The 12076-nt window shown below is 62.9% G+C and carries 12 protein-coding genes and 1 tRNA gene; 12 read left to right on the forward strand and 1 reads right to left on the reverse strand.

The window, feature by feature from the left end; all coding sequences use genetic code 11:
* Window position 1: 1 nt before the first annotated feature.
* The 11 genes from ureC to ACFQ95_RS10095 all read left to right on the forward strand — a co-directional run bounded on the left by ureC (window position 2) and on the right by ACFQ95_RS10095 (window position 10115).
* The gene (gene ureC / locus ACFQ95_RS10045) at window positions 2-1720 is read left to right on the forward strand and encodes an urease subunit alpha (protein ID WP_422830717.1); all 1719 of its coding nucleotides are present in this window, start codon (window positions 2-4) and stop codon (window positions 1718-1720) included.
* 4 nt (window positions 1721-1724) lie between these two features.
* Window positions 1725-2297: an urease accessory protein UreE gene (gene ureE, locus ACFQ95_RS10050; RefSeq protein WP_422830718.1), complete on the forward strand. Its 573-nt coding sequence runs from the start codon at window positions 1725-1727 to the stop codon at window positions 2295-2297.
* On the forward strand, window positions 2297-3007 hold the full coding sequence (locus tag ACFQ95_RS10055) for an urease accessory protein UreF (RefSeq protein WP_422830719.1): 711 nt from the start codon (window positions 2297-2299) through the stop codon (window positions 3005-3007). The genes ureE and ACFQ95_RS10055 overlap by 1 nt, the downstream gene beginning before the upstream one ends.
* A 10-nt stretch (window positions 3008-3017) precedes the next feature.
* Window positions 3018-3677 carry an urease accessory protein UreG gene (gene ureG / locus ACFQ95_RS10060; RefSeq protein ID WP_422830720.1) on the forward strand — a complete coding sequence of 220 codons (660 nt, stop codon included), beginning with the start codon at window positions 3018-3020 and terminating at the stop codon, window positions 3675-3677.
* A 49-nt stretch (window positions 3678-3726) separates the two neighbouring features.
* Window positions 3727-3814: transfer RNA gene (locus ACFQ95_RS10065), tRNA-Ser, on the forward strand.
* A gap of 795 nt (window positions 3815-4609) precedes the next feature.
* Window positions 4610-5296 carry an RraA family protein gene (locus ACFQ95_RS10070; protein ID WP_422830721.1) on the forward strand — a complete coding sequence of 229 codons (687 nt, stop codon included), beginning with the start codon at window positions 4610-4612 and terminating at the stop codon, window positions 5294-5296.
* On the forward strand, window positions 5293-6219 hold the full coding sequence (locus tag ACFQ95_RS10075) for a hydroxyacid dehydrogenase (RefSeq protein ID WP_422830722.1): 927 nt from the start codon (window positions 5293-5295) through the stop codon (window positions 6217-6219). Before ACFQ95_RS10070 ends, ACFQ95_RS10075 begins: the two co-directional genes overlap by 4 nt.
* Window positions 6220-6253: 34 nt before the next feature.
* Window positions 6254-7258 (forward strand): Bug family tripartite tricarboxylate transporter substrate binding protein, encoded by a 1005-nt coding sequence (locus ACFQ95_RS10080; protein WP_422830723.1) that lies wholly within the window; start codon window positions 6254-6256, stop codon window positions 7256-7258.
* Between the two features lie 78 nt (window positions 7259-7336).
* Window positions 7337-8287, forward strand: a complete 951-nt coding sequence (locus ACFQ95_RS10085) for a Bug family tripartite tricarboxylate transporter substrate binding protein (RefSeq protein WP_422830724.1) — start codon at window positions 7337-7339, stop codon at window positions 8285-8287.
* Window position 8288: 1 nt separating this feature from the next.
* Window positions 8289-9158 carry an amidohydrolase family protein gene (locus ACFQ95_RS10090; protein ID WP_422830725.1) on the forward strand — a complete coding sequence of 290 codons (870 nt, stop codon included), beginning with the start codon at window positions 8289-8291 and terminating at the stop codon, window positions 9156-9158.
* Window positions 9159-9200: 42 nt separating this feature from the next.
* The gene (locus ACFQ95_RS10095; protein ID WP_422830726.1) at window positions 9201-10115 is read left to right on the forward strand and encodes an SMP-30/gluconolactonase/LRE family protein; all 915 of its coding nucleotides are present in this window, start codon (window positions 9201-9203) and stop codon (window positions 10113-10115) included.
* Window positions 10116-10125: 10 nt separating this feature from the next.
* Here the strand turns inward: ACFQ95_RS10095 and ACFQ95_RS10100 are convergent, their stop codons facing one another.
* Complete coding sequence (locus ACFQ95_RS10100; protein ID WP_422830727.1) at window positions 10126-10881, reverse strand: IclR family transcriptional regulator; 756 nt, start codon at window positions 10879-10881, stop codon at window positions 10126-10128.
* 104 nt (window positions 10882-10985) lie between these two features.
* On the opposite strand from ACFQ95_RS10100, the gene ACFQ95_RS10105 reads away from it, so the two are divergent.
* Window positions 10986-11957, forward strand: a complete 972-nt coding sequence (locus tag ACFQ95_RS10105; RefSeq protein WP_422830728.1) for a Bug family tripartite tricarboxylate transporter substrate binding protein — start codon at window positions 10986-10988, stop codon at window positions 11955-11957.
* Window positions 11958-12076 lie beyond the last annotated feature (119 nt).

Here is a 12076-nt window from a genome sequence, read left to right on the forward strand (position 1 = left end):
AATGGCGACTATAGGACGCCGCGCCTACGCGGAAATCTTTGGCCCCACCGTGGGCGACCGGCTGCGCCTGGCTGACACCAATCTGATGATTGAAGTCGAGGCCGACTACACCTTGCGCGCCGGCGCGTATGGTGAAGAGGTGAAGTTTGGCGGCGGCAAAACCATTCGCGACGGCATGGCGCAGTCGCAGATCACCAACGCCCAAGGCGCCGCAGATTGTGTGTTGACCAACGCACTGATCCTCGACCACTGGGGCATAGTCAAGGCCGACATAGGCCTGATGGGCGGGCGCATCGTGGCCATAGGCAAGGCCGGCAACCCCGACGTGCAGCCCGGCGTGGACATCGTCATCGGCCCCGGCACCGAGATCATCAGTTGCGAAGGCAACATCGTCACCGCTGGCGGCATCGACAGCCACATCCACTTCATCTGCCCACAGCAGATTGAAGAAGCCCTGGCCTCGGGCGTGACCACCATGCTCGGCGGCGGCACCGGCCCGGCCACCGGCACCTTTGCCACCACCTGCACACCCGGCCCATGGAACATCGAACGCATGCTGCAAGCCGCAGATGCCTTCCCCATGAACCTCGGCTTTTTGGGCAAGGGCAACGCCAGCCTGCCCGATGCGCTGCACGAACAAATCAACGCCGGTGTCATAGGCCTGAAGCTGCACGAAGACTGGGGCACCACGCCTTCGGCCATCAGCAACTGCCTGGACGTGGCGGACGAGACCGACACCCAGGTCGCCATCCACTCGGACACGCTGAACGAAAGCGGCTTCGTCGAAGACACCATGGCCGCGACCAAGGGCCGTGGCCTGTGTGCCTTCCACACCGAAGGCGCGGGCGGCGGCCACGCCCCCGACATCTTGCGTGTCGTGGGCGAGGCCAACTTCTTGCCGTCCAGCACCAACCCCACCATGCCCTACACCGTGAACACACTCGACGAACACGTCGACATGTTGATGGTGTGCCACCACCTCGACCCGGCCATTGCCGAAGACCTGGCCTTTGCCGAGAGCCGCATCCGCAAGGAAACCATTGCCGCCGAAGACATACTGCACGACATGGGCGCCATCAGCATGATGTCCAGCGACTCGCAGGCCATGGGCCGTGTGGGCGAGGTGATTTTGCGCACCTGGCAAACCGCAGACAAGATGAAGCAGCAGCGCGGCACGCTACCCGAAGACAGCAGCCGCCACGACAACTTCCGCGCCAAACGCTACATCGCCAAATACACCATCAACCCGGCGATTGCGCATGGCATCAGCCACGAGGTGGGCAGCATCGAGGTGGGCAAATGGGCCGACCTGGTGATCTGGAAACCCGCGTTTTTTGGCGTCAAGCCAGCGCTGATTTTGAAGGGTGGCAGCATCGCCATGGCCGCCATGGGCGACCCGAATGCGTCCATCCCCACGCCACAGCCAGTGCACTACCGGCCGATGTTCGGCGCGTTTGGCGGCTCTTTGGCGCGCGGCTCGTTGACCTTTGTGTCGCAAGCCGGCTTGAATGCCAATATCGGCGAACGCTTTGGCCTGCGCAAGTCCCTCAGCGCCGTGAAGAACGTGCGCCAGGTGCGCAAGCAACACATGGTGCACAACAGTTATTTGCCCAAGATGGAAATCGACGCGCAAACTTACACTGTGCGTGCCGACGGCCAGTTGCTCACCTGCGAGCCGGCCACCAAGTTGCCCATGGCGCAACGCTACTTTTTATTCTGATTTCATGCTGCAAGTTTCCAAACGCATTCCGCAAGGCCAAGGCTTGGCCTCGGTGTTACTCAAACGTGCCGCCACGGTCGAACTGGATTGGGACGTGCGGCAGAAAAGCCGCTTCGACGCCACCGACTCACAAGGCCGGCAACTCGGCATCTTTTTGCCACGCGGCACCGTGGTGCGCGGCGGCGATGTGCTGGTGGCCGAAGACGGTTCGTTCGTCAAAGTGGTGGCCGCGCCGCAGCCGGTACTGGTCATCACGCCGTGCAGCGAGCACGGCTCGCCATTCGACCTGGTCCGTGCCGCCTACCACCTGGGCAACCGGCACGTGCCGATCGAGCTCAAGCCCGACCACCTGAAGATCGAACCCGACCATGTGCTCGCCGACATGCTGCGCGCCATGCACCTGATCGTCAACGAAGCCGCGCAGCCGTTTGAGCCGGAGAGCGGTGCTTATGGCGATGGCGGTGGTGCGGCGCATGGCCATGGCCATTCACACACCCATCATGAGCATACACACGAAGACCACCACGGCCATGTTCACGGCCCAGGGTGTGGCCACGATCACGGCCATTCACACTGATGCCTGACACGGATACACAAACGCCTGCGTCGCTACAGCCTGCCAGCCTGCTGCAACTCATCTGGCTGGCGTCCCCCGCACTGCCCGTCGGCGGTTTTTCGTACTCTGAAGGCCTGGAAGCCGCAGTCGAAGCCGGCTTTGTGCACGACGAACACAGCGCCGCCGATTGGCTGGTCGACCAGTTGCAGTTGACGCTAGTGCGCAGCGATTTGTCGGTCATGGCGCAAGCCATCGACGCTTGGCGTAGTCACGACGTGGCAGTGCTGCGGCAACTCAACACCTGGGTGCTCAGCACGCGCGAAACCAGCGAATTGCGCGCCCAGACCGAGCAAATGGGCCGTTCGCTGCTCGAATGGCTGCGCAACCACCACACCGCCAGCCCGGAGCAGATTGCCATCTGCGCCAGCTTCAACCCCAGCTACCCCATCGCTTTTGCGCTGGCCGTGGCGGGCACCCAGGCCAATGTGCGCGACGGCCTGCTGGCTTTCACCTTTGGCTGGGCCGAGAACATGACGCAGTCGGCCATCAAGGCCGTGCCCCTGGGCCAGAGTGCCGGCCAGCGCATCCTGGCGCGCTTGGCCACCGCGATTCCCGACGCCGTGCAACAAGGCATGGCCTTGCCAGAAGACGATCGCCAGGCTTTTTCACCCATGTGGGCCATCCTGTCGGCCCAGCACGAAACCCAATACTCCCGCCTCTTTCGCTCATAATTTTTTCATCATGTCCGCACTCCACCACATCCCCCATCGCACCAAAAAACTGCCCCCGCTGCGTGTTGGCATCGGCGGCCCCGTTGGCTCGGGCAAAACCACCTTGCTGGAGATGCTGTGCAAGGCCATGCGCGACAAATACGACCTGATCGCCATCACCAACGACATCTACACCAAGGAAGACCAGCGCCTGCTGACCGTGAGCGGCGCCCTGCCCGCCGAGCGCATCATGGGCGTGGAAACCGGCGGCTGCCCACACACGGCCATCCGTGAAGACGCGTCCATCAACCTCGAAGCCATAGACCGCATGCTGGCCGACTTTCCCAACGCCGACGTGGTGTTTGTCGAGAGCGGCGGCGACAACCTGGCCGCCACCTTCAGCCCCGAACTCAGCGACCTCACCATCTACGTGATCGACGTTGCCGCCGGCGAAAAGATCCCGCGCAAAGGTGGCCCCGGCATCACCAAAAGCGATCTGTTCGTCATCAACAAAACCGATCTCGCGCCCCACGTCGGCGCCGATCTGGCGGTGATGGAAGCCGACACGCGGCGCATGCGCACCAACGCCCAGGGGCTGAAACCGTTTGTCATGACCAACCTTAAAACTCTGACCGGGCTTGAGGAAGTCATCCACTTCCTTGAAACCAAGGGCATGCTGCAGGCCGCCTGAACCGCAACACCCGAAATCGAGCCCTACTCAAGGTTAGAATAGTGGGCTAGGAAGCGTGGCAGAGTGGTCGATTGCACCGGTCTTGAAAACCGGCGGTCCGAAAGGATCCGTGAGTTCGAATCTCACCGCTTCCGCCATCGGCGGGCAACAACCTCTGGGTCTTCGTCTGTTTCCGGTGGAAACGCGTCAAGCATGGCGCGAAATGCAGCCTTAGCGGCTGCTTCATGTGGGACGTCATCCCGCATTTCTTCACTCACTCCCTCCAGTAGCGCACGCAGCGGACTCTCGCCTGCGATGGGGGCTATTTGCGCCCTGTTCTTGTTTGCTTGCTGTGCTCGCAGCCGCTGTGGATAGTCGATCGAGCCGGCTGCCCTGCCGGGCCCACCGCAAAAGCAGCCGCCCAACCGACAGCAGTCATTCGGCCAAAACCGCCATCTCCAGCCGGCCTTTTGATTGACTCATTCGAATTTCTAAGCGTTGGTGGAAGAGCGCGAGCCAGCTCCACGCGCGGCCAATCGCCGGCCAATCGCCGTGGCTGAAGCCGTCGTTTCGCACGGCGCCATGCGTTTCACTAAATGAACCATCATTGTGACCTGTGGAACGCTGACCTACAGTCCGTCCAACCCTCCACCCCAGACGGAGGGCGCGAAGCGGAGACATGTAGATGTTTGTGGACAGCGGCCACGGCCCCTATCGATTTTTTGGCATCCAGCCAGGCCTAGACGGCTTGGCCGGTATGGGCCAGGTCGACGGTTTTGCGGCACCCCGTGGCGCACCGGGGCCTCAAGCCACTGCTGCGCACACGGCACGCCCCTGTTCCACCGGCCATCAGCCTCATACCGCCCAGGCGTCCCCCACCGGAACCAAAACCTCAAGGCCGACCTGAGCCTCGGCCCGCCCACTCTCACCTCTCACACCTCAAGAAAGAAGCCATGAGCCAACTCCCCGAAATCATTCGCGAATTCGAACGTGTCGCCGCTGATGTCGTCGCCAAAGCGTCCACCTACCAAGCGGCCATCCTCGCCGACGTGGCAGGCCGCCGCGGCACCATGAGCGCGCGCATCGCACCGGTGCATCACAGCATGGTGGTTGCAGGCCCGGCATTCACCGTCGAGGTTAGGCCCGGTGACAACCTGATGATCCACGCGGCCATCGCGCTCGCCAAACCGGGCGACGTGCTGGTGATTGATGGCAAGGGCGACCAGACTGCCGCCCTGATGGGCACGCTGATGCTCAGCGCCTGCAAGAAGCAGGGCCTGGCCGGCGTCATCGTCGACGGCTCGATTCGCGACAAGCTGGAACTGCTGGAGCTGGACTTTCCGGTGTTCAGCGCGGGCTTTAATCCGGCGGGGCCAACCAAGTTCATTCCCGGCCGCATCAACCACCCGATTTCCGCTGGTGGGGCGACAGTGCATCCGGGCGACCTGGTGGTGGGCGACGCCGATGGCGTGGTGGTCATCGAGCGTGCCAAAGCCCCGGGGATGCTGGCGCTCGCCGAGAAAAAGGTGGCCGACGAAGCCGCTCGCCTGGAGGCCATTTCGCGCGGTGACACCGCTTCCAAGTGGCTGCCTGCGGCCCTGCGCGCCGCAGGCGTGCTGAAGGAAGGAGAGTCGCTGTGAACAAGGTTCTGGTCACCGGCGCGGACCTGGCGCCCCAAGCTCTCCAACTGTTGCAGGCTTATGAAGTCGTTTACGCCGGCAAAACGCCGACCGAGGCCGACCTGATTGCGCTTTGCAAGACACACGACCCGGCGGCCATCATCGTGCGCTACGGCAAAGTGACTGCCGCCATCATGGGCGCGGCGCCGTCGCTGAAAGTCATCTCCAAACACGGCAGCGGTACCGACACCATTGACAAGATTGCGGCGCAGGCACGCGGCATCGACGTGGTGGCGGCGGCAGGTGCCAATGCGGCCGCAGTCGCAGAACAGGCCCTGGCGTTGATGCTGGCTTGTGCCAAGTCGGTGGTGGCGCTTGATGCACGCATGCGTGCCGGCCACTGGGACAAGGCGACACACAAGAGCCTGGAGCTCGGTGGCCGCACCGTCGGCCTGGTTGGCCTTGGCGCCATTGGCCAACGCTTTGCGAGGATGGCCGACGCGCTGGAGATGAAGATCCTTGGCTTCGACCCCTTTGCCAAGGGCTTGCCCGCGACTATCAAACCGTCGACGCTGGATGAGATCTGGCGCGATGCCGATGTCATTTCATTACATTGCCCGCTGACCGACGAAAACCGCGGACTGCTCAACGCACAAACGCTTGCCCAATGCAAGCCTGGCGTCATCGTGGTGAACACCGCCCGTGGCGGACTCATAGACGAAGCGGCGCTGCTTGCGGCCGTGCAATCTGGACAAGTCCGCAGCGCCGGCCTGGACAGCTTCGCCGTCGAACCCATGACACCAGACCATCCCTTCCACGCCGAGCCGCGCATTCTGCTGAGCCCGCACATCGGCGGCGTGACCAGCGATGCCTACGTCAACATGGGGATAGCAGCAGCCAAGAACCTGCTGGCCGTCATCGAGAAGCAGGCTGTCGCGGCCTAGGCCTGCCCGACGAGAACAAACGAGGAGACAAACCATGCATACCTCTCAGTCGCTGAAACTTGCCAAGCGCGCCAAACGCACCACGGTGCTGGCCGCACTCGCCCTGGTCCACATCCATTGGCCAGCTCAGGCCCAGGCGGCCTACCCATCCAAGCCCGTGCGCCTGGTGGTGGGCTTTTCGGCGGGCGGCCCGACCGACGTGGTGGCGCGCGCCTTTGCCGATTTCGCCACGCGTACGCTGGGCCAAGCCTTCATCGTCGAGAACAAACCCGGTGCCAACACCATTCTTGCCGCAGAAGCGGTGGCGGGTGCGGCACCCGACGGGTATACCTTGCTGGTCGGTGCCACCAACCACACCATGATTCCGGCGCTGTATAGCGCGCGTATCAAGTTCGATGCGGTGCGCTCATTTGCGCCCATTTGCACCGTCGCCATCAGCCCCACCGTGCTGGTGGTCGGCCCTGCGCTGAAGACGCCAACACTGGCCGCTTTCCTGCAACAGGTGAAAGCACAGCCCGGAAGAATCACCTACGGCACCCCGGGTACGGGCAGCTCTGGCCACTTTGCCAGCGAGCAATTCACCCGGCTCACGGGCACGGCTATGAACCACATCCCCTACAAAGGGGCCGCTCAAGCGGTGACCGACCTGATGGGCGGCCAACTCGAAAGCTCCTTTGCAAGCCTGGGGTCAGTCCTGCCGCAGGTGCAGTCCGGCAGGCTGACGGCGCTGGCCGTGGCCGCAGCTCAGCGCTCGGCCCTTCTGCCCAATGTGCCGACCTTCGATGAGGCGGGTGTGGCGAACTACCGCGCTGACGCCTGGTACGGGCTGCTGGCCCCGGCCAATACACCCGCCGCCATTGTGGCGAGCCTGGAAAAAGCCGCGCAGGCCTTCGTACAGGCGCCGGGAACACTGGACAAGCTGCGCAGCCTCGGCATGGAGCCGCAAAACACTTGTGGCCGAAGCTTTGGCGCACAACTTCAGCGCGAAGTGCAGGCCTACACCAAGCTGGCGCGCGTACTGGACCTCAAAGCCGAATAAGCCTTTAGAGAAATCACAAACACCCAACGAGACACCGAGACAGATATGACATCCTTCAAGCTTTCCTTCCCCCGCCGCATGTCCCGCCGCATCGCCTTGGCCGCCCTCGCCTGCGTCGCCATAACGGCGCATGCCGCTTATCCAGAACGCCCCATCACCATTGTGGTGCCCTACGCCCCAGGCGGCGCGGCCGATGCTGTGGCGCGCCTTGTCGCCGCCCGTATGGGTGCCAAGCTGGGCACCAGCGTCATCGTGGACAACCGTGCGGGCGCCAGTGGCACCATTGGCGCGGCCTACGTTGCCAAGGCACAGCCCGACGGCTACACGGTGCTGTACGACGCAACGCCATACTCCATCAATCCGCATCTGTTCCCCAAGATGCCTTTCCCGGCCGACGCGCTGCAACCCTTGTCGCTGGTGCTGCTGGCCCCGAATGCGCTCATCGTCAAGGTTGATTCGCCGTTCAAGACGGTTAATGACCTGGTGGCCAAGGCCAAGAAGGAGCCAGGCAAGCTCAACTTCGCATCCGGTGGCAGTGGCACCGTGCAGCGACTGGCGTCCGAGCTCTTCCGGCAGAAACTGCAACTGGACATGTTGCATGTGCCCTACAAAAGCGGCGGCCCGGCCATCACCGACGTGATGGGTGGCCAGATCGATTTCATGTTTGGCACGGTTGCCGCAACCTACCCCCTGATCAGCTCGGGCAAGCTTCGTGCCCTGGCCGTGTCGTCGCCCCAGCGTTCACCGCGCCTGCCCGACGTGCCCACCGTGGCCGAAACGGTGGTGCCGGGCTACGAGGCCTACGAATGGAACGGCATGCTGCTGCCGGCCAAGACACCCAAGGACATCGCTGAAAAGCTTCAGAAAACGGTTGTCGAGGTGCTCAAGGAAGACGAAGTGCAGCAGCGCCTGAAAGACCTGGGTGCCCAGCCCGTAGGCTCCACGGCGGCCGAGTTCGCCAGCTTCCTCAAGAAGGAAGACAGCAAGTGGAGCGAGGTGATTCGCACGGGTGACATCAAGCCCGACTGAAATGCTTGCGCCTGCTCCCCACTCGCGTGGCACTGCCAGACCCGCGCGCCCACTCCCAGCGTTGGCGTGCGACGCTCACATGCACATCTTTGACCCGCGCTTCGCGGCTTCGCCACACTGGACGCGGCAGCCGCCTAACGCCCCCGTCGCCGCATACCGGCTTCTGCAGGAGCGGCTCGGCACTTCGCGGGCGGTGGTCGTCACCCCGTCCACCTACGGCAGCAACAACAGCTGCATGCTGGACGCGTTGGCGCAACTCGGTGACCGGGCGCGCGGTGTTGCGGTTGTCGGCGCCGATGTTTCTGAAGCACAACTCGAAGAACTGGTGCGGCAAGGTGTGCGAGGGCTGAGGGTCAACTTTGTGACGCCGCAGTTCTGGGGAAGCACAACCCCGGCGATGCTGGCAACACTTGCGGCCAAGGCGGCTGCGTTGGGCTTGCACATCCAGGTGTTCGCCAGCCCGCAGCAACTGCTTGAGCTGGAGCCACTTCTCACTCGTCTGCCGGCCCCCCTGGTCATAGACCACATGGGCCACTTCGATCCCGCCGAAGGTGCACAGGCGCCGGCATTCCGTGTGCTCGAGCGCTTGCTTGCAAGCGGCAAAACCTGGGTCAAGCTGTCTGGTGCGTACATGCGTTCGGCCGTTGGTCACCCGTCATACGCGGATGTTGTTCCCCTCGGCCAGGCCCTGGTGCAAGCCGCCCCGTCGCGCTTGATATGGGGCAGCGACTGGCCGCACACCACCCAGCCGCAGGATACGGTGGATGACGCGGCCCTGGTGGACCTGCTGGCCAGCTGGTGCGAAGACGATGCGGCTACGATGGCCCGCATCCTGGTGGACAACGCCCAAGCACTGTACGGATTTTCTTAGACATGAACACGGCGCAGCTATGCGCCCACAGGAACTCAAAACATGTTTCTTCTCCAGCCCCCCCAAGTACGCGAGCTTGAGCTTTTCAGCGCCATGCCAACGCACCTGCGACGTCCCGAGCGAAGCGTTTGGGCCGAGGCCAACCGAGGTGGCGCGCCCACCGATTCCTTCCTCGAAGGCCCTGTGGTGGACGAGCTTGGCAATCTCTATGTCTGCGACATTCCTTGGGGCCGGGTGTTCCGCATTGATGCGGGCGGTCGGTGGACACAAATGGCCGAGTACGACGGCGAGCCCAATGGCATGAAGTTCCTGGACCAGAAGACGCTACTGATCACCGACTACAAGAACGGCTTGATGCAGTTGGACGTGGTGAGTGGCGAAGTCCGCCCCTTCCTGGAGCGCCGCAACAGCGAGCGCTTCAAGGGCGTGAACGATTTGATTTTCGACGGCGCTGGCAATCTCTATTTCACCGACCAGGGACAGACCGGACTGCACGACCCCACGGGCCGCCTCTTTCGCCTGGGCCGCGACGGCCGGCTTGACCTGCTGCTGGACAACGTGCCCAGCCCGAATGGGCTGGCCTTGTCGCCAGACGGCAAGCTGCTCTACCTGGCGGCGACGCGCGGAAACTGCGTTTGGCGCGTGCCGCTGCTGGCCGACGGTAGCGTGGCCAAAGTCGGGCAGTTTTTTACGTCGTATGGACCCAGCGGCCCGGACGGGCTCGCGGTCGATGCACAAGGCCGCCTGCTGGTGGCCAACCCGGGACTGGGTTATGTCTGGGTGCTCAACACCCGGGGCGAGCCGGTAGAAGTGCTGCGCGGCCCGACAGGGGCCTCCACCACCAATCTGGCGTTCGGCGGAACGGATAGGCAAACCTTGTTCGTCACCGACTCGACCCACGGGCAGGTGCTGCGCGCGACGATGAGTGCGCCCGGCCTGCCGCTGGCGAAACGCTAGACCCGCCCGGTCAAGGATGCCAGCGCGAGACCACCGCTGGTGTGGCGGAGGAGCGACTGCCAGCCAGTGCGTAGGAAAGCTGGTTCGCGGCATGGACCACACTCTTGGCATGTTTCTCAAGCTTGGCCTTGGTCAAGCGTGAGCTAGGGCCGGAGATGCACATGGAACCCAGGAGGTTCCAGTTGGTGCGGAATACCGGCGCGGCCACGCTGGAAACTTCGGCCTCCCGCTCCCCCAAAGAGATGTGAAATCCGCGCGTTCGTATGCCCTCGTAGGGCTCGCCCTTGGCCCCACTGAAAGCCAGGATGACCCGGCCCGGCGCGCCCTTGTCCAACGGCAGCCGTTCGCCTATGCGCACATTGTGTCTGACCGATTGAGGTCCCTCTACCCGCGCCACACAAGAACGGATATTGCCTTCGCGGACATAGAACGAAGCACTTTCGCCGGTCAATTTGACGAGTTCGTGGAGCGCCGGTTCAACCACGTTGTTGACATCGAAACCGGATTGGTAACGCGCGCCCAACCATCCGGCAGCGGGGCCCAATCGCCACTGTCCGTCGTCCGTCTGCACCATGTAGTGGGACAACGCCAGAGTCCTTGCCAGGCGCAGAACGGTTGTTTTGTGCATTGCGCTGCGGCGGCTCAGTTCGGCGAGTGAAAGGGATGCTTCCCCGACCTCGAACGCCTCCATCAGTGACAGCGCGCGTGTGACCGCAATCACCCCGCCGCTGGGTTCCGAATCCGAGTCTTCTTCCTTGTTTCGCATATTGCACCCCGGTTCATTCTGCGGAACGCCATTGTATGGCATGCAACCCAGCTCTACAGTCGACACCAAGGGACGAGATACGTCCTTCTAAAAGGAGACAACTCATGCAGCTATTCCGTCGCGCCGCGATTTCCGGCTTGGTCATTTGCCTATTTTCTTCACTTGCTCAGGCCCAGGCTTGGCCTACTGGCAAACCGATTCGCCTGATTGTTCCGTTCCCCGCTGGCGGCGGCACGGACATGATTACCCGAGAGGTCAGCAACAAGCTGATCGCATCCGGCTACACCTTTGTTGTGGAAAACAAGCCGGGATCGGGCGGCAACCTCGGTGTGGACACGGTCGCCAAAGCTGCACCCGATGGCTACACCCTGGTGATGGGCCAGACAAGCAACCTGGCCATCAACCCCACCCTGTATCCCAAGCTGCCTTACGACCCGCTCAAGGACTTGACCCCGGTGGGCCTGGTCGCCACGTCACCCCTGGTGATCGTGACGGGTGCGAACTCCCCCTACAAGACACTTGCAGATGTGGTGAAGGCCGCCAAGGAAAAACCTACCTTCATCAACTTCGCGACCTCCGGCAACGGCACGGTGTCTCACCTGGCGATGGAGTCGTTCCAGAAGGTGGCGGGCATACAGATGACCCACATCCCCTACAAGGGGGCCGCTCAGGGCGCGACCGATGTCATCAGCGGGCAAGTGCAACTCTACGTCTCCACAATTCCCACGCTGCTGGGCCACATCAAGTCCGGCAAGATGCGACCACTCGCGGTCACCTCGCCGCAGCGGGTCGACGACATCAAGGAAGTCTCGACCATCGCCGAATCTGGCTACAAAGGTTTTGAGTCCATCACCTGGTTTGGCATTCTCGGCCCGGCGAACATGCCCAAAGACGTTGTGGCCAAGCTCAACGGCGATCTGAACAAGGCTTTGAAGGATGCGGAACTGGACAAGAAGCTGGGCGAACAAGGCGCCGACGTGGCCACCAGCACACCAGAGCAATTCGCCAAGATGATTCGCGAGGACATTCCCCGCTGGGGCAAACTGGTGAAGGACTCTGGCGCCAAGGTGGACTGAACTTCTGCATGGCGTCCCGGCAAGCCCAGGACGCAAACTTTCAGCCTCCGCCCTGCTCCGCCCGCACCACTTCCACATCTCTCGTTGAAAAATGCTGGGCCCCGGGCACCAGCAGCTTG

Source organism: Variovorax sp. HJSM1_2 (assembly GCF_049316285.1).
Taxonomy (GTDB): Bacteria; Pseudomonadota; Gammaproteobacteria; order Burkholderiales; family Burkholderiaceae_C; genus Rhodoferax_B.